The organism is Staphylococcus sp. 231237_7MaSpsaltlick (genome assembly GCF_043107035.1).
The window spans coordinates 267624-286920 of record NZ_JBICNX010000001.1 but is presented as its reverse complement, the minus strand read 5'-3'; the positions used below and the strand labels follow the sequence as shown (position 1 = coordinate 286920).

18 protein-coding genes are annotated in these 19297 nt (G+C 33.3%); 12 read left to right on the top strand and 6 right to left on the bottom strand.

What is annotated here, in order from left to right; translation table 11 throughout:
* Positions 1-27 precede the first annotated feature (27 nt).
* Both ACF91D_RS01430 and ACF91D_RS01425 read right to left on the bottom strand, forming a co-directional pair.
* Positions 28-1398 carry a CitMHS family transporter gene (locus ACF91D_RS01430; protein ID WP_069792300.1) on the bottom strand — a complete coding sequence of 457 codons (1371 nt, stop codon included), beginning with the start codon at positions 1396-1398 and terminating at the stop codon, positions 28-30.
* Between the two features lie 276 nt (positions 1399-1674).
* On the bottom strand, positions 1675-3030 hold the full coding sequence (locus tag ACF91D_RS01425) for an APC family permease (protein WP_101049901.1): 1356 nt from the start codon (positions 3028-3030) through the stop codon (positions 1675-1677).
* Between the two features lie 186 nt (positions 3031-3216).
* Here ACF91D_RS01425 and ACF91D_RS01420 point away from each other — a divergent pair, with 186 nt between their 5' ends.
* From ACF91D_RS01420 to ACF91D_RS01375, 10 genes are all read left to right on the top strand, one after another.
* A complete protein-coding gene (locus tag ACF91D_RS01420) occupies positions 3217-3813 on the top strand; it encodes a YdeI/OmpD-associated family protein (protein WP_327620752.1) in 597 nt (198 codons plus the stop codon).
* A gap of 259 nt (positions 3814-4072) precedes the next feature.
* Positions 4073-4621, top strand: a complete 549-nt coding sequence (locus ACF91D_RS01415) for a TetR/AcrR family transcriptional regulator (protein WP_039067368.1) — start codon at positions 4073-4075, stop codon at positions 4619-4621.
* Positions 4622-4813: 192 nt separating this feature from the next.
* Positions 4814-5704, top strand: a complete 891-nt coding sequence (locus ACF91D_RS01410) for a beta-keto acid cleavage family enzyme (protein ID WP_069792304.1) — start codon at positions 4814-4816, stop codon at positions 5702-5704.
* A complete protein-coding gene (locus ACF91D_RS01405) occupies positions 5701-6666 on the top strand; it encodes a 3-hydroxyacyl-CoA dehydrogenase NAD-binding domain-containing protein (RefSeq protein ID WP_101049895.1) in 966 nt (321 codons plus the stop codon). The genes ACF91D_RS01410 and ACF91D_RS01405 overlap by 4 nt, the downstream gene beginning before the upstream one ends.
* Before the next feature lies 1 nt (position 6667).
* Positions 6668-7141: a thioesterase family protein gene (locus ACF91D_RS01400; RefSeq protein ID WP_069792306.1), complete on the top strand. Its 474-nt coding sequence runs from the start codon at positions 6668-6670 to the stop codon at positions 7139-7141.
* Positions 7142-7435: 294 nt separating this feature from the next.
* A complete protein-coding gene (locus ACF91D_RS01395; protein ID WP_039067360.1) occupies positions 7436-8620 on the top strand; it encodes a betaine/proline/choline family ABC transporter ATP-binding protein in 1185 nt (394 codons plus the stop codon).
* Positions 8620-9255 (top strand): ABC transporter permease, encoded by a 636-nt coding sequence (locus tag ACF91D_RS01390; protein WP_017722793.1) that lies wholly within the window; start codon positions 8620-8622, stop codon positions 9253-9255. Before ACF91D_RS01395 ends, ACF91D_RS01390 begins: the two co-directional genes overlap by 1 nt.
* Before the next feature lie 15 nt (positions 9256-9270).
* Positions 9271-10215, top strand: coding sequence for an osmoprotectant ABC transporter substrate-binding protein (locus tag ACF91D_RS01385; RefSeq protein WP_327620751.1), 945 nt, complete (start codon positions 9271-9273; stop codon positions 10213-10215).
* On the top strand, positions 10215-10907 hold the full coding sequence (locus ACF91D_RS01380) for an ABC transporter permease (RefSeq protein WP_069792307.1): 693 nt from the start codon (positions 10215-10217) through the stop codon (positions 10905-10907). The genes ACF91D_RS01385 and ACF91D_RS01380 overlap by 1 nt, the downstream gene beginning before the upstream one ends.
* Before the next feature lie 18 nt (positions 10908-10925).
* A complete protein-coding gene (locus tag ACF91D_RS01375) occupies positions 10926-11684 on the top strand; it encodes an alpha/beta hydrolase (protein ID WP_069792308.1) in 759 nt (252 codons plus the stop codon).
* 137 nt (positions 11685-11821) lie between these two features.
* Here the strand turns inward: ACF91D_RS01375 and lrgB are convergent, their stop codons facing one another.
* The 4 genes from lrgB to ACF91D_RS01355 all read right to left on the bottom strand — a co-directional run bounded on the left by lrgB (position 11822) and on the right by ACF91D_RS01355 (position 15603).
* Entirely contained in the window at positions 11822-12523 is a 702-nt protein-coding gene (lrgB, locus tag ACF91D_RS01370) for an antiholin-like protein LrgB (RefSeq protein WP_029378323.1), read from the bottom strand.
* Complete coding sequence (gene lrgA / locus ACF91D_RS01365) at positions 12520-12963, bottom strand: antiholin-like murein hydrolase modulator LrgA (RefSeq protein WP_039067351.1); 444 nt, start codon at positions 12961-12963, stop codon at positions 12520-12522. Before lrgA ends, lrgB begins: the two co-directional genes overlap by 4 nt.
* A 121-nt stretch (positions 12964-13084) precedes the next feature.
* Positions 13085-13849 carry a response regulator transcription factor LytR gene (locus tag ACF91D_RS01360; protein ID WP_039067349.1) on the bottom strand — a complete coding sequence of 255 codons (765 nt, stop codon included), beginning with the start codon at positions 13847-13849 and terminating at the stop codon, positions 13085-13087.
* Positions 13850-13851: 2 nt separating this feature from the next.
* The gene (locus ACF91D_RS01355) at positions 13852-15603 is read right to left on the bottom strand and encodes a sensor histidine kinase (RefSeq protein ID WP_039067348.1); all 1752 of its coding nucleotides are present in this window, start codon (positions 15601-15603) and stop codon (positions 13852-13854) included.
* 437 nt (positions 15604-16040) lie between these two features.
* Here ACF91D_RS01355 and ACF91D_RS01350 point away from each other — a divergent pair, with 437 nt between their 5' ends.
* Together ACF91D_RS01350 and ACF91D_RS01345 are read left to right on the top strand one after the other, a co-directional pair.
* The gene (locus ACF91D_RS01350; protein ID WP_039067346.1) at positions 16041-17432 is read left to right on the top strand and encodes an MFS transporter; all 1392 of its coding nucleotides are present in this window, start codon (positions 16041-16043) and stop codon (positions 17430-17432) included.
* Between the two features lie 236 nt (positions 17433-17668).
* Positions 17669-19267 (top strand): M20/M25/M40 family metallo-hydrolase, encoded by a 1599-nt coding sequence (locus tag ACF91D_RS01345; protein ID WP_327620750.1) that lies wholly within the window; start codon positions 17669-17671, stop codon positions 19265-19267.
* The last annotated feature ends 30 nt before the right edge of the window (positions 19268-19297 follow it).

Genomic DNA, 19297 nt, shown 5'->3' with positions numbered 1-19297 from the left:
TCAAAAGTTCAAATTTATATTCATAACTTAGATTGCTACTACGCCGATTAATACAGCGATAATCAACATGATAATAGCGAATCCCCATATCCAGAAAAAGGCATATTTTATATATGTTCCCATATTCGCCTCTGCAAGACCGATAGCTAACCATAAGGCTGGTGAGAAAGGACTAACAAAGGTTCCAATAATATTACCAATTATCATTGCGTATGCGGTAGATATAGCAGGGACACCAAATTGACCAGCAGTTTGTTCAACTATTGGAAGTACAGCAAAATAATAAGCATCTGTACTCGTAAGTAAATCAAGCGGTACACCAAAGATACCTACAATAATATGTAAATATGGACCAACTGCGTCTGGAATAATAGCTATAAAGTTTAAAGCTATTGCTTCTAGCATACCTGTTTCGTTTAACACTCCTAAAAACATTCCTGCCGCTAAAATTACGGCGGCCATCATTAATGCATTGGGTGCGTGTGCTTTTAATCGACTCATTTGTTCATCTACGTTTGGGAAATTAATTACTAACGCGATAGCAACACCTATCATAAAGGCAAATTCTGGCGGTGCGATATTAGCTAACATCATGACGATAATAATAATCGTAAGTAATCCATTAACCCAATTAATCCATGGTTTAGATACTGCAGTTCCACGTACTGGGAATTTTACTGCTTGATCTTTTTCGTAATTATCTACAATTTTATGAATATCTATATGTTGTGTATCTCTAACTTCACCTTTATTTATAGCTTTGTTAATTCTCGCTTTCTCTCTAAGCCCTAAATAAGCTGCAAAAATCAGTACAAGTGCAAAACCGATTAATTGAGCAGGTATAATACCGTACCAAAGTTCATTGACGTTTTTAACATTTAATACTGAAGCCGTACGCGCCATAGGACCACCCCAGGGCACCATGTTCATAATAGCAGCACTTAAAGCCAATAGTAATAATAATAAATAGCGATTCATATTTAAGGCTTTATAAAGTGGTAACAATGCAGGAATAGATAATAAAAATGTTGTTGCCCCGGCACCATCAAGTTGTGCGAAGATACCTATTAAAGCAGTAACGATACAGACTACTATGACGTTACCTCTAGTGAGTAGTATTAATTTTTTTACAAGTGGTTTAAATAAACCACTATCACTCATTATGCCAAAAAATATAATAGCAAATATAAACATAATAACGACATTTATAACTTGGTCTAAGCCACTATTGAAAAATTTTACTAAATCCCCAATATTATAACCTAAAAGTAACGCCCCAATACTCGGTATTAAAATCATACCAACTACTGGACTAATACGTTGCGCAATTAATAAGCCTACAATGGAAATAATAATCACTAGGCCCACAATTGTTAACCAAATACTTTCTTGTTGCATTTTACTTCCCCCTTAAGTTAAAGCGCTTACAAAAATACTGATTATCATCTGATTAATTAAAATGATTATATTTAATTGTACCAAAATTGAATATTGTTAAGTAATGATTATTGTATTATTTCATATTAATTTACTTATATTAAATAATAAGTAAAACAAAAGTACTGTAGCAAAATATATATTTGTAAACGTATAAACAGAAATAAAGGAAGCAGATTAAGAATCATTATAGTAAAATTTGATTCCTGTTCTGCTTCCTAATAGAGAGGTCATTTATTAATTTATTTTTTCTGAAATGTGTATTGTATTTAAACGTATATCATCTATATTTAAATTTGCTTTGCTATTTGAAAATTGTGCAATAGCAGCTGAAATTAAGATATAAATTAATGTGCCTATCATATAACCTACTTTTAAGTCTGATATTAATAAATAAGACTGATAAAGTAAAATAATTATAGCAGTGATTGCGATAACAACTAGTAATGGATAGGGTACTTTAAAGGGTGATTGTTTATAAGCTTCAGGGTATTTTTTAGGTAATTGTGTTACAGCTAATGCAGGAAATGCAAATACAATTAATGATATACCAGTACCTAACTGTGCAACAACATTTAAAGACATACCTGTAATGATAGGTAACGCACCTATAATATAAAAAATAAGTAAAAGCCAATGTGGTGTGCCAAATTGCTTGTTCACACGACCTAAGACTTTAGGCAAATAGCCGTCATGAATTGCGATTAACAAACTTTTAGTTACCCACGTAAAAGTCGAATTAAGCGTTGTAGCTAAAGCAAACATCGCGCCACCAATCATAAAGAAAATAAAAATGGGCGTAGGCAGTACTTCTTTTGCTACGCTTGTTAAAGGTCTACCTGCAACTTCAGGTATCGGTAAAACTCCAACTGCAATTGACGCAATAAAGGCATATAATAGACCAACAAAAATAGTGGCTACAATAATAACAATTGGTATATCTCTTTTAGGATTTTTCATTTCTCCACCTAATTCAGCAACCACTTGTGCTCCGCCAGTGGCAAAAGAAACTAGACCAACAGCAGTAAAGAAACCTGTAAATCCATCTGGGAACATTGATTTTGAATTAAATACGCCAAAGTTAACGTGTGGCATACCAAAGATGATGAAACAAGAAAGGGCTACAATTAAGGTAATGACCATCAAATTTCCTATAATAGATGCTGACTTAACGCCGACGATATTCACGATGAATAAAATAGTCAACAATAAGAAGGCGACAGTTCTAACAGGTACGCCAGGAAAAAGCCCTTCTAAATATTGCGCAAATGACAGTGCATATAAGGATAAGGTAATTTGTAAAAACATAAACAACATTAGCCAAAATATACCAGTTTTAGGGGTCAGTAAACGGCTAGTATATTGGTACATACCTCCAGTAGTAGGTAGTGTAGAACCTAATATAGCAATTGGAAACATAGTCAATAACGTTATAACAGCGGATAAAATAAACGCAGGTGTTATACCACTGCCTGTCATCTGTATACCAATACCAGTTAGTGACATGACACCTGCCCCGATAATTTGCCCAATAGCAATTCCTAAAACATCTGTGAGACCTAACACTTTTTTTAAATTTGTTGCTTGTTGCATTCAATCACCTCTATATATTATGTAATTGTAAAAATAATAAAAAAATCATAACATAATTCTTGTTTAATTCATAGTGTATCAATCGGAAAACTTAGGTTTTATGATGAAAAAGATTCCAAATAGATAAAATAGAGCATTTTATAGTAGAATAAAAATAAATAAAAATTATAATGAGGTGCAAGTGTTATGCCAAATCAACAAAATCATATAAAAGTAGATGCATTTATTGATAGATTAAAACAGTGGCAAGACGAGTTTAAATTGATGCGTGAAATTATTAGAGAAACTGAATTAGTTGAAGATTACAAATGGATGCATCCTTGTTATACACTAGAGAATAAAAACATAGTGATTGTACAAGACTTCAAACATTATTGTGCGTTGTTGTTTGAAAAAGGTGCTATTATGGAAGATCCTTATCAAACATTGATTCAACAAACTAAAAATGTACAAGCAGCTAGACAATTACGTTTTGAGAGTTTAGAAGAAATAGAGCGTCGTAGAGAAGAAATTAAATGGTATATTGAAGAAGCTATAAGAATAGAAAAATTAGGAAAAAAAGTACCTATGAAAGAAATAGAAGACTACGAAATGCCAGTAGAATTACAAGCAAAATTAGATGAAATACCAGAACTTGAAAAAGCGTTTAATCAATTGACTCCTGGTAGACAAAGACAATATATGTATCATATAGCACAGGCTAAAAGAACTTCCACACGTGAAAATCGCGTATTGAAATATATAGATCATATTTTAAATGGTAAAGGCATGAATGATAAATAATTTTTAAAATGAATAAAGCGTTTAGGCTGGGGCTTAAAATTACTGTCCCTGCTTTTAATTATTCCTATAATCATGCATGCCGTGGCAGTGTACATAAAGTAAACTATATTAGAAACTATGATAATATACATATGTCTTTAATTTAGAAGTTATAGAAAGATAGAGTTGCAACTTTAGCGTTTATCGTATATAGTTTGCTCGAATATAAAATACTACGAGACAACAGGTCAGATAGTACATTGAGAAAGAAGGTGTATGAATGCCAAGAGTTTCCAAACGGATACAATTATTACAGGCAGCTGCAGCTATCGTTGATGAACAAGGTAGTGAATATTTAACGTTAGATGCTGTTGCTAAAAGAGCTGGTGTCAGTAAAGGAGGATTATTGTACCATTTTCAAAACAAATTTGCGTTAATACAAGGGCTCGTTGACCATGCAGACGAACTATATCGTAACAATGTTAATGAATATGTAGAAAAAGATAATAACGAGAACGGTAAATGGGTTCGTGCCTTTATTGAAGCAACTCGTGAACATCGTGCTGAAAATGGTTCGATTACATCTGGCATGCTTGCTGCCCAAGGCATAAACAGTAATTTACTGTTACCATTACAAGACACATATAAAGAGTGGCAACATAATATTGAAAATGATGGGCTAGATAAAGTAGACGCCACTATAATTAGGTTGGCAGTTGATGGACTGTGGTTGTCAGAAATTTTTGGTTTAGATAATTTAGATGAATCGATGAGAGAAAAAGTGTTGGACAGATTGACGGAATATACTCAAAGTGATAAAAACGACTAAATTATTTTTTAGTCTATGTAATTTATAAAAAAATAATAAAATGAATAAACTACGGTAAATACTGTTACTAAAGGAATAATCGACAATTTAAAGTTGATTATTCCTTTTTTTAAATCTTTAAAGGCTTGAAACTAAACCGTCCAGTTGGTACACTAACCGATGTATTAAAAACGCTCTTGGAGGTTTATATCAATGAAAAAAGTTATGCTAACAGCAGCATTGACAGGTGCTGGAGATACTGTAGATAAAAATAAGCATGTCCCTGTGACGCCACAAGAAATTGCTGATTCTGCAATTAAATGCGCAAAGGCTGGTGCTACTGTAGCACATATTCATGCGAGAGATCCAAAAACAGGAGAGATTAGTCATAATGTGGAGTTTTTTAGGGAAGCAGTAAGGCTAATTAGAGCAGCAGATGAAGATATCATTATTAATATTACGTCAGGCGGAGGTGGAGATTTCATTCCAAGCCTTGAAGATCCATATACAGCAGAGAAAGGATCTGATATGCAAACCCCTGATGAGAGACATGAACCAGTTGGCACATTATTACCTGAAATGTGTACATTAGATTGTGGTAGTGTCAATATGGGCGACGCTATTTATTTGAGCCCTGCAGATTGGTTGAGAAAACAAGCTCAATTGGTCAAGGATGTAGGTGTTAAACCAGAATTAGAGTGCTTTGATAGTGGCCATATTTCTTTTGCAAAACAATTGATAAATGAAGGACTTATTGAAGGTACACCGCTATTTCAATTCTGTTTAGGTATTCCATGGGGCGCTGAAAATGATCCAGAAACCATCGAATATTTTAAAACACGTATACCTGAAAATGCAGATTGGTCAGCATTTGGTATTGGAAGGATGCAATTTCCAACAGTAGAGGAAGCAGCAAAACGTGGTGGTAACGTTCGTGTTGGTTTAGAGGACAATTTATATTTAGCAAAAGGTGTAAAAGCATCTAACGAACAACTTGTTGAAAAAGCAGTAGAAATACTCAAAGATTTAGATATTGAGCCGATGACACCGGCAGAGGCGCGTGAAAAGTATAAGCTTAGATCGCCACAAGGAGGTACAAAATGAAGTTTGCAGTTGTAGGTACAGGTGTAATCGGTAGCGGTTGGATTACAAGAATATTAGCACATGGACATGAAGTCATAGCGACAGATCCGAGTGAAAATGCATTTGAAAATATGTTGAAACAAGTGAAACAAAATTGGCCATATGCTGAACAACTTGGCTTAGCAGAAAATGCATCTTTAGAAAATTTAACGTTCACCCCTCATTTAGAAGAAGCAGTTAAAGATGCAGATCACATTCAAGAAAATGTTCCAGAAATTGAATCATTAAAGGATCAAGTATTAACTGAGATAGATTTCTATGCAAAACCTGATGCTACAATAGGTTCTAGTACATCAGGTATCATGCCCTCAGAATTACAAAAGAATTTACAACATCCAGAAAGATTAGTGGTAGCGCATCCATTTCATCCAGTTTATATTTTGCCCTTAGTTGAAATTGTTCCTGGTAAACTAACTACAGAAGAAATAACAGTAAAAGCTGAAACAATTTACGAAAGTATTGGTATGGATGTACTGCATGTGAGACATGAAATTGAAGGACATGTGGCGGACAGATTGATGGAAGCGTTATGGAGAGAAGCGTTGCATATTGTTAATGATGGCATCGCTACTACAGAAGAAGTAGATAAAGCGTTTACCCACGCAGCTGGGTTACGTTATGCACAATATGGCCCGTTTATGACGTTCCATTTAGCTGGCGGTGAGGGCGGTATGCGTCATATGTTAAAACAATTTGGTCCTGCATTGAAAAAACCTTGGACTAAGTTATTAGCTCCTGAATTAACCCAAGAACTTTATGATGAAGTCGTCAATGGATGTGAATCTTCATCACAAGGACAAACGATGTCAGAACTTGACCAAAAACGCAATGAATTCTTAGTTAAAGTGAAGCAACTTGCAGAAACATATTGGCCAGAAGACACACCTTCAATGAAAAAAAGCAATAATCAGTCGGTGTATTAATATGACTCAATCATTATTTGAATATACGACAACAGTAAAAAAAACTTGGGTGGATCATAATGGCCATATGAATGACGCTGAGTATAACCGCGTATTCAGTGATGCAACAGACGGGTGGTTAGCTACTTTAGGGTTAGATTTACAAGCAATCGAACAATTGCAATATACAATATTTACACTTGAAAATCACGTGATGTATTTAAAAGAAATAACAGTAAATGAGTCAATTACTGTTACAGTTGAATTATTTGATTTTGATACGAAACGCTTACATGTATTTATGACATTAACTAATGAGCAAAATGATAGGTGCGCGACATATGAAGTGATGCTAATGGGTATTGACACTGAATATAATAAACCGAAGCCATTTCCAGAAACTATTAGAAAATCAGTTGAACTTTATGCAGATATTGCATTAATTCAACATCAACCTAAAGAACTTGGGCATCATATTGGAATTAAACGAAAATAAATTTTATTAATAAATTTTAAACTATTGAATAAAAGGTTTTTTGAATGTATTGATAAACAAAATTCATCATTATAAATTGTTTAATTTTATTAATTGATGTATCTTGTTATATATAGGCTGATAAAAATTTAAGCAAAAACGACTATTTATATGTATTTAGCAAAACATAAACAAATTAGGGCTATATGTGCTCATGTTTTTACTTATTTTAGGATATGTATAACATCCACAAGTAGCCCTAAATTTATTAGGGATTAGTTGAAATTGAATATATACATAGAAAGGAATTGACCCATGTTAAGTATTAAAAACTTATCTAAAGTCTATGGCGGTGGTAAAAAAGCTGTAGATAATATTTCATTAGAGGTTGAATCTGGTGAATTTATAGCATTTATTGGTACAAGTGGTAGCGGTAAGACAACTGCCTTAAGAATGATAAATAGAATGATAGAAGCAACTGATGGCCAAATTACAATTAATGGCAAAGATGTCCGTAAGATGAATCCAGTAGAATTGCGTAGAAAAATTGGCTACGTTATTCAACAAATCGGATTGATGCCACATATGACTATTAGAGAAAATATTGTTTTAGTGCCTAAATTATTAAAATGGTCACAAGAAAAGAAAGAAAAAAAGGCGAAAGAATTAATTAAATTAGTCGACTTACCTGAAGAATTTTTAGATAGATATCCTTCACAACTTTCTGGTGGTCAACAACAGCGTATTGGTGTTGTTCGAGCATTAGCTGCTGAACAGGATGTTATTCTGATGGATGAGCCTTTTGGGGCGTTAGATCCAATTACTAGAGATACATTACAAGATTTAGTTAAAGAGTTACAACAAAAATTAGGTAAAACATTTATCTTTGTCACACATGATATGGATGAGGCGATTAAGCTAGCCGACAAAATTTGTATTATGTCAGAAGGTCGTGTGATTCAATATGACACACCTGACAATATTTTACGACATCCAGCAAATGACTTTGTACGTGACTTTATTGGTCAAAATAGATTGATACAAGATAGACCTAACATGCGTACGGTTAAAGATGCGATGATTAAACCAGTTACAGTACATGCGGATAGTACATTGAACGAAGCAGTAGAAATTATGAGAGCACGTCGTGTCGATACTATTTTTGTAGTAGGTAACAATAGCAGATTATTAGGTTACTTAGATATTGAAGATATCAATCAAGGTTTAAGAACGCATAAGGATCTTATTGATATGATGCAACGTGATATTTATAGAGTACGAATAGATAGTAAATTACAAGACTCTGTTCGTACAATCCTTAAGAGAAATGTAAGAAATGTGCCAGTAGTGGATAGTGATGGTAAAACATTGATTGGATTAGTTACGAGAGCCAACTTAGTAGATATCGTTTATGACAGTATTTGGGGAGAATTAGATGAGGATGTTAGCGCTACTGAAGCTGCAATTGTAGAGCCCGATAATGTAGGAGCTGATATATAATGAAACAATTCATAGAGCAATATGGTGGTCAACTGATTTCTAAAACAGTAGAACACTTTTATATCTCAATGATCGCTTTGTTGATTGCCATTGTAGTAGCTGTGCCTTTAGGAATAATTCTATCCAAGATGAAAAGAACTTCAAATATTGTGCTTACAGTTGCTGGTGTATTACAAACGATTCCTACATTAGCTGTACTTGCGGTCATGATACCAATTTTTGGCGTGGGAAAATTACCAGCAATCATAGCTTTATTTATCTATGTACTTTTACCAATATTAAATAATACTGTTTTAGGTGTTAAAAATATCGATAGTAATATTAAAGAAGCGGCAATAAGTATGGGCATGACTCGTTTTCAATTAATGAAAGATGTGGAATTGCCATTAGCCTTACCGTTGATTTTAGGTGGTATTCGATTATCATCTGTTTATGTAATTAGTTGGGCGACGCTTGCCAGTTATGTCGGTGCGGGCGGTTTAGGTGACTTTGTATTTAACGGATTAAACTTATATGATCCATTGATGATTGTAAGTGCTGCAGTGCTTGTAACAGCATTAGCATTAATTGTAGATCTATTACTATCATTAGTTGAAAAATGGGCAGTACCAAAAGGGTTAAAAGTATCCAGATAAATTAAGGAGGACATTATGAAAAGATTGAAACAGTATTGTATCGCGCTTGTACTGTGTCTGACGGTGTTGTCTGGATGTAGTTTACCCGGTTTAGGTGGAAATAGCTCAGACAACGAAGTCAAGATTACAGCACTTGCGACGAGTGAATCACAAATTATGTCTCATATGCTGAGACTTTTAATAGAACATGATACTGATGGGAAAATTAAACCAACATTAATAAATAACTTAGGTTCAAGCACGATTCAGCATAACGCTCTTGTAAACGGTGATGCAAATATGTCGGGTGCCCGTTACAATGGTACAGATTTAACAGGCGCATTGAATGAAGATCCCATTAAAGATCCAGAGAAAGCAATGAAAGCTACTCAAGAAGGTTTCCAAAAGAAATTTAATCAAACATTCTTTAACTCATATGGTTTTGCAAATACATATGCGTTTATGGTTACAAAAGAGACAGCTGAAAAATATAATTTAGAAACAGTGTCTGATTTGAAAGCACATAGTGATGAATTAAAACTAGGTGTCGATAGCTCATGGTTAAATCGTAAAGGCGATGGCTATCCAGGGTTTACTAAAGAATATGGTTTTAAATTTAATACTGTTAGACCGATGCAAATTGGTTTAGTATATGATGCCTTGAATTCTAAAAATCTTGACGTGGCAGTAGGATATTCCACAGATGGTCGAATTGCAGCATACGATTTAAAAGTGTTGAAAGATGATAGACATTTTTTCCCACCTTATGCAGCTAGTTCGGTAGTAACAAATGAATTATTAGGTAAATACCCTGAGTTAAAACCGATTATTAATAAGTTAGAGAATAAGATTTCAACAAGTGAAATGCAAGACCTTAATTATCAGGCTGATGGTAAAGGGAAAGAGCCTGCAGTTGTTGCAGAAAACTTCTTGAAAAAACATAACTATTTTGAAGATGAGAAGAAGGGTGGTCAAAAATAATGGAGGGTAATCTATTACAGCAATTAATCGAATATTATTCAGTAAACTTTGGCTACCTTTGGGATTTATTTATTAAGCATTTACTTATGTCAGTGTATGGCGTGCTATTTGCAGCTATTGTGGGTATCCCACTTGGCATTGTTATAGCTAGATATAAGAAACTCTCATGGACGATTATTACAATTGCTAATATTATACAAACCGTACCCGTTATAGCGATGCTTGCCATTTTGATGTTAGTTATGGGTCTAGGACCGACGACAGTAGTAGTAACAGTATTCTTATACGCTTTATTACCGATTATTAAAAATACTTTTACAGGTATTGTAGGCGTAGATGAAAATATTAAAGATGCCGGTAAAGGTATGGGTATGACACGTAATCAAGTCTTACGCATGATAGAGTTACCATTAGCTTTATCTGTTATTTTAGGAGGACTAAGAATTGCTCTTGTTGTAGCTATTGGAGTTGTCGCTGTTGGGTCATTTATTGGTGCACCGACCTTAGGTGATATTGTAATCCGTGGAACAAATGCTACAGATGGAACTACATTTATTTTAGCTGGTGCGATACCAATTGCATTAATTGCAATTTTAATAGATATTGTATTAAGGTTATTAGAAAAACGATTAGACCCTACAAATAGAACACAGAAGAAACAAAAACATAGACCTCAGGGTATTAATCAGTAAAGAAAGTAGTGAAATAATATGGCGTTGTTAACGATAAATTACAAATCCAAAACTATTGGTATGAATCACCAATTTATAGCTATTTTACCTGAAGATGTTAGTTATTTTAATACGGACGTAGAGCCTAAACAATTAAAGACAATGTTATTGTTACACGGCTTATCAAGTGATGAAACATCTTATATGCGCTATACAAGTATTGAGCGTTATGCTAATGACCATCAAATTGCAGTTATTATGCCTAACGCTGACCATAGTGGTTATAGTAATATGAAATTTGGTCATAAATACTTTGACTATGTGTTAGAAGTATTAGACTATGCACATCAAATCTTACCGTTATCACAGAAGAGAGAGGATAACTTTATTGCAGGGCATTCTATGGGAGGATATGGAACGATAAAATATGCCTTAACACAAGGTCATCGTTTTGCTAAAGCTTGTCCATTATCATCTGTATTTAATGCACAAACCTTTATAGACATTGATTGGAATGACTTTTCAGGCCAAGCAATTGCAGGTGTAGATAAAATGACACAGGATACAGAACTTGATCCATATTATTTAGTAGATAAAGCAATAGCTGAAAGCAAGGTAATACCAGAGTTACTTATTATGTGTGGAACAGAAGATCAACTCTACGAAGATAATAAACAATTTATAGCATATTTGGATGCACAAAATGTATCTTACCAATTTGAAGATGGACCTGGTAAGCACGATTATGCTTATTGGGACAAGGCAGTAAAACGTGCAATTGAATGGTTCATAGGATAAATAGCAAATTAAAACAATGATTTAGCATAAATAAAAACCTCAATCATAAAAATGGTTGAGGTTTTTTGACTTGAAAAGTTGATTGCACAAAGGATAATGCAAAAAAACAGTTATCATAACAATACATTTACTTTTCTTTAAAGTAAAATTGTTGCAAGGATTGGAGCAACGACTACTACAATTACACCGACAATAACTAATGAAATAGATGCCATTGAAGCTTCAGTTTCACCAAATTCTTGTGCTGAAGAGACGCCTAAGGAATGTCCGCTTGTGCCAAGTGCAAGTCCACGAGCAATAGGATTGGTAATATTAAATAATTTGATTAATTTTGTACCGAGTGCGTAAATAATTACGCCATTTAATATAACAGCTAATGAAGTTAGTTCTTTAATTCCACCGATGTCCGCTGAAACAGGTAGTGCGATAGCAGTTGTCGCACCTTGTGGTAACATAGATGCAATAATACCATTAGAAAATTGGAATGCTTCAGCTATTAAGTAAATGCAAATTAGTGCTGCCGTGGTACCTAATGTAATACCGCCTAGTACTTGTTTCCAGTATTTTTTTAAAACATCACGTTTTTTATATAGAGGAATAGCGAAACATATAGTTGCTGGTTCCAAGAAGAAATTAATGATGTCTCCGCCAATTTTATAATTTGCATAATCTATGCCAGTTAATTTTAGAAACGCTATACCTACTACCATACTTACAAATAGCGGTGTGAATAAGAAAAAGCCATTAGTTTTTTTAAATAAAAATGTGGCTATAATAAATGGTATCAATGAAAGTAAAATACCGAAATAGGGTGTGTTGATAGCTAAATGTTCAATCATAATTTATCCTCCGCAAGTTGTTTTTGTGGTCTTTTTCTTGGAATAAAGGATTTCGTTATAAGCATTTGAGCAAAGAACCCTGTACATAATAACAATAAGAGCGTTGAAATAATAATTAATAAAATAATTAGGATAGGGCTCGTACTTAAAATACCTAGTGAATTAATAACTGATACACCTGCTGGTACAAATAGAAAACCAATATTGTTCGTTAAAGTTGTGCCGACTTTCTCGACTTGACCAAGTTTAATAATACCTGTACATAGCGCTATAAATAGTAACACAAGACCTATAACTGAAGCTGGCATAGGAATTGGCATGAAACTTTCGATAATATTTGAAATAAGCATGATAATAGCAATCACAAGTGCTTGATGGAAAAAATTATATGTTTTTGAATGCTGCGTTTGTGCTGCATTTTGTTGTTTGTTTGCTTCCATAATTAAAGTTCCTCCCGTATTGATCTTGGGTTAATTATAAAATGAAAGCGATTACTTTAGTTGGATTGGCATGCGACTTACTAGACGTTGTTTCTGAAATGCATAAATTAGAACTTGAAAATCAAGATAACCCCATATCTTGTTTGAATGGTTTCATATAAGAGCGACTCACTTGGAATTTTAATTGATTAGTCATGGTTAATTGATAAGTATAGTTGAACCAATGTTCAATTGTTTGAATATGTGTCTTGTTAATTAAAGTGGCACGATGAATTCTCATAAATTGAGTAGTGTCTAATTTTTTTTCGTAATGGTTCAGCGGTTCAGAAGTCTCAAATTCATTGAGTGTCGTATTTATCGTTGTGACACCGTTATTGACGGAAATTGCGATAATATCATCTAAGTTAATAATATGAATACGCTCGTTAACTTCTATAGGAAGTACGTTTGGCATATTCTCAAGTTTGTTGTGTGTTTCATTAGGATTATTATCATTATTTATAAAATTTTGTTGTTCGATATTTGAGTGAAGCACTTGTTCAACTTTATGGATAGCTTGTGCGATTCGTTGTTGTTCAAATGGTTTCAAAATATAGTCAATGGCATCTAATTCAAACGCTTTTACCGCAAAAGTATCATGTGCAGTAGCAAATATAATGAAAGGGCGATGCTTCATTTTTTTGATTTTATTAGCTAAATCAAGACCACTTTCATCCATTAAATTAATGTCTAAGAAAATAACATCATAGTTATCATAAAGTAACAATTCTAATGTTTCAGAGATATTTTCGGCTTCTTTAATTAAATCAAAAGGACGAATCTGATTTAATAAATAGTGTAGTTCATTACGTGCTAGCGGTTCGTCATCTACGATAATCGCCTTCATATTTATTCCTCCTCTGTAATATTATGTGGAATTGTACAGCTTACTTTTGTGCCTTGTTTATTTGATTCAAATTGAAGTTTAGCTTTATAGCCAAATAAACCATCTAACCTTTGATTTAAATTTTCTAATGCACTCCCTGTGCCAGAATCTGAATAAACACTAGTTTTGCCAATTTTATCAAGTTTGTTAACTGGTATGCCTTGACCGTTATCTGAGACAGAAATATTTAATCCGAAATTATTTTTGTGGGCTTTTACAATAATATTATTATCATACTTTCTATTTTTAAATGCATGTTTAATTGCATTTTCTACAAGGATTTGAATTGCAAAAGGTGGCACTAAAGCACTATAGCTTGAATCATCGATATCAAAACTAACATTGAAGCGATCTGGATAACGTGCTTGTTCTAATGATAAATAAGCCTCAACCTGCTGTAATTCTTTTTCTAAAGAAATGGTATTATTACGTGTACCTTGTAAATTTGAACGGAAAAATTGGCTGAGCTGTAATAATAATTCTCGTGCTTTTTCACTATCAATTCTTACTAATGCTGAAATCGTGTTAATTGAATTAAAGAAAAAGTGGGGATTAACCTGGGCTTGAAGTGACTTTATCTCAGCATCTCTTATTAATGCATTTTGTGTTTCAGCTTGTCCAAGCTCAAGTTGACTAGAAAATATATCTGCAAGTCCAGTTGCTAGCTGTCTATCTGAAAAATTTACGTCATGCTTGTTAGTAAAATAGAGTTTTAGTGTACCTACGACTTCATTTTTTACATGTAATGGCATAACAATCGCAGCTTCTAACGGACATCCAGGGTGGTTACAACCAATTTCTTCACTTGAATAAGCTTCTTTTAAAGTTCCAGTTTGAATTGCAATCTTTGATAAATCCGTAATAATTGCTTTTTGTGCAACATGATGATCACTTGCAACACCAACGTGAGTTAATATATCTTTACGATTTGTAATAGCAACGGCTGAAACACGCATTAAGTTCAGAATAATTTCAGCAGCTTGTTTAGCTGATTGCTCATTTAAACCTGAACGGAAATAAGGCAAAGTCTGGTTAGCTAATTGTAAGACATCATGAGTTTGGATTGCGCGAGTTTCTTCTTCTTTCTTAATTGTAGAAAGTATGATTGATAAAAATATAGCTGTACCTATTGAGTTAATGGAAATCATAGGTAAGGCAATAAGTTTCACTAATGTCCACGCGTGTGCGGTATTATCAGAAAATACTAAAATACAAAGCATTTGAATAATTTCTGTAGCACCACCGATGAGCGCGCCTTTTACAATTGTTGGGTATCTGTTTGCTCGCATAGCTTTATGTCCAAAATAGCCTGAAACAAGTGCAATGATAATTGAAGAAATTAAATATATGTATGCATCTGCGCCCCCGATATAAACACGATAAATGCCAGAAATCGATGCCACAGCTAAGGCGACGTATGGACCTCCAATTAGCCCGGATACTCCAATTGTTAATACGCGTGTGTTTGCTAACGACGCATCAGGACTCAAATGATTATAGACCGTGCCGTTGATAATTTCATCACCACGAATTTGTACACCAGTAAAATTTGAAAGCATAGAGAAACAACCAAATATGATAATTAGTTGCCATTGCGAACGGCGTTTTTCTCGGTCATTCATCATCGATTTAAAATGGTTAATATTCATTAAAATATATGCGATGAGTATAATTAGGCCGACGCGTTCTAGTAATAAGATAAATAAATTTAACATGGTTTCACCTTTTTTTATTAGTTTGACATGGTTGATTATACAGAATTTTATAGATTAATGAGTTTTATGTGAATTATTTTATATAAATTATATCCAATATCCCAATATAGCAGTGATTAGAGTGGAGAATCAAATTACTCACTATGTAAATAAATACATAATTGACGCAGTTCTTTAGCATTATTGAGAGTGAAGTGTTATTTTATTAATATTGGCTTTTAAAAGGATTTGTAAAAAATGTAGATATTAATATAAATTTAATTGCATATAATTATTACATAATTTTAAGCCAATTGTATCTTAAAAGATTAGTTTTGAAATAGATATAGACTTTTTTAGCGGTTTTCCAGTTTATATAGAGGATAGCGTTAAAGGCGTGTATACCTGTTTTGAAATGTGATCTATGTGTTTACGGGAAATTAGGAGGAAAAAAGCATATGGAATCAACACATTCGTTTGAAGGAGATAATAAACTTCTTGTCGGTATTTTCTTAGGGGTCATTACATTTTGGTTGTTTGCCCAATCATTAGTAAATATTGTTCCAGATTTAGAGTCATCATTTGATACGAATTATGGAACAATCAATGTGGCAGTAAGTTTAACTGCATTATTATGTGGTTTATTTGTAGTAGGAACAGGAGGGCTGGCTGATAGATATGGTAGAGTGAAAATGACCTACATCGGATTGATATTAAGTATTGTTGGTTCGTTATTGATCATAATACCAGGGTTTATGCCATTACTTGTTGTTGGACGCGCAATCCAAGGGTTATCTGCAGCGTGTATTATGCCTTCAACTTTGGCGATTATCAATGAATATTATATTGGTAGTCGTCGCCAACGCGCATTGAGTTATTGGTCAATCGGTTCTTGGGGAGGCACAGGCATTTGTTCATTATTTGGTGGCATAATGTCTACATTTATTGGTTGGAGATCAATATTTATTATTTCGATTCTTGTAGCATTAATGGCGATGTATTTAATGAGACATACACCAGAAACGAAAGCTATACAAACAGAAGAAACAAAGCAAGCTAAATTTGACATAGTAGGCCTTATTATTTTAATTATTGCAATGCTAAGTGTTAACTTGATTATCACAGAATCATCTAATTATGGGATTTTCTCACCATTCATCATGTCACTAATTGTTGTGTTTATTATTTCAACACTTTGTTTTTTCTATTATGAAAGCAAAGTTAAAAATCCACTTATAGATTTTAAACTATTCAAACATAAAGGTTATAGTGGTGCTACAATCTCTAACTTTTTATTAAATGCAGTGGCAGGGACACTTATTGTTGCTAATACGTATTTCCAATCTGGATTACATTTTAGTTCTTTCCAATCTGGCGTCATGTCTATTACGTATTTAGTAGCCGTGCTTGTAATGATTAGAGTCGGAGAAAAAGTGCTACAAAAGGTTGGTCCAAGAAGACCAATGCTAATTGGTGCAGCACTTAATGCTATTGGGATTATTTTAATTTCATTCACGTTTTTACCTACGCTAGTTTATATTGTAACGTGTATAATAGGTTATTTAATCTATGGTATGGGATTAGGTATGTACGCAACACCATCGACAGATACAGCAGTATCAACTGCACCAGAAGACAAAGTTGGCGTTGCATCAGGTGTTTATAAAATGGCATCATCATTAGGAAATTCATTTGGTGTCGCATTATCTGGTACTATCTTTACCGTGATGACTGTAGTATCGAATATACAAGTTGGAGCAATGTTTGGCTTGTGGTTCAATGCAGCATTAGCGATTATCGCATTTTTAGCAGTACTTATATTAGTACCAAAAAATCAATTTAATAATTAACGTAAATCTATAGAACTTTAAATTATAATTAATTATTGTCGAACCGGAATTACGAAATCAATTTATAATATTGATTTCGTAATTCCGTTTTTTATTATATTTTTATATAAACTCGAAGTTCACACTATATTAAGTGCATGGATGTTAAATTCACCAAGCTTTTTGACGAGAATATATTGATTATGAAATGAAAAACATATTATAATTAAGGAAGCGTTTACATAAGGAGGGGTTATGTGTCACAGCAACTATGGCAAACTTATGAAGATAGACTGAATTTATTAAAAAGTTTAGTTAAGCATGAGACGATTACTAATACAGAAGGTGAGACTACATTTCCTAATTTTGTAAAAGATTTACTATTAAAATTAAATTATTTTCAACAGCATCAATCTCATATATTACTTGAACGGACTGAAGATGAAAAAGAAGCAGTTGTAGCGTTTTATAAGGCACCTACTTCTAGAAAAACTATTGTTCTAATCAGTCATTTTGATACTGTAGGCGTAGAAGACTTTGGCCCGTATAGTAAACATGCTTTTAATCCAGATGCGTTAAAAACTATTTTTAAAGAAAACAATAGTTATCTCAGTGAAGATGCTATTGAAGATTTAAATCGTGATACATACTTGTTTGGACGTGGCGTAATGGATATGAAGGCAGGTTTAATGTTGCATTTGTCTTTAATAGAACAAGCAAGTATCGAAGACTGGGATATCAATTTAATTCTAGTCACAGTACCAGATGAAGAAGTGAATTCCTCGGGTATGCGCAAAGCTGTAGAGACCATTGCTAGATTAAAACAACAACATCATTTAGATATTCAGCTTCATTTAAACAGTGAACCTACTTTCCAACAAGCTAGTGCAGATGAACAACATTATATATATTCTGGTTCTATTGGAAAAATAATGCCAGGTGTATTGTGTTATGGCAAAGAGACACATGTAGGCAACCCAATGGATGGTTTGAGCTCTAATTTTATGATGAGTTATATTAATCAAGCGGTAGAATACAATAGTATATTTAAAGAAGCATTTGAAAATGAAACGACACCTTTGCCTGTTTTATTAATGACAAGAGATATTAAGCAAACATACGATGTACAAACACCATTTAGAACAATGGCATTATTTAATATGTTCCTTTTCAAACAGAAACCTGCTGACTTATATAGGCAATTTATTGATACAGTAATAAAAGCAACAGAACGTTGTGAAAGTGATTGGTTATCGGTTTTAGAAAGCGAAAATATTCCTTTTGATACTAAAATTAATGTACTGACATTTGAGCAATTGAAAACATATGCGATCAAACATCATGGTGAAGCATTTATAGATAAAGAAATAAGAGAAGTGATACGACAAACTAAGGATTTACATTTACAAAGTATTAAAGTGACAGATAGATTAATGCAAATCTGTAGAAACATTGCGCCAGCGGTCGTTACTTTTTTTGCAACGCCTTATTATCCAGCAGTTAATACGTCTTATGATGCAAAAGTTGAGGAAACTATAGAATTGGTCCGTCAAACTTTACAAGAACAATTTCAACGTAACAGTGAACGTGTTCATTATTTTAATGGCATTAGTGATAGTAGTTATTTGAATTTTTCAGGCGACATGTCTCAAATAATTACTTATCAACAAAATGCACCTAATTTTAATCAAACTTATTCGATTCCTTTTGAAGCGATACAAGCTATTAGTGCGCCAACCATACTCTGTGGACCAATCGGTAAAGATGCACATAAAGTAAGTGAAAGACTACATAAAAATAGTGCGTTTATAGAATTGCCATACGTATTAACTCGTATCGTAAAGTCATATATTTAAAACAAAATAAGTAATTATTTGATATAATGT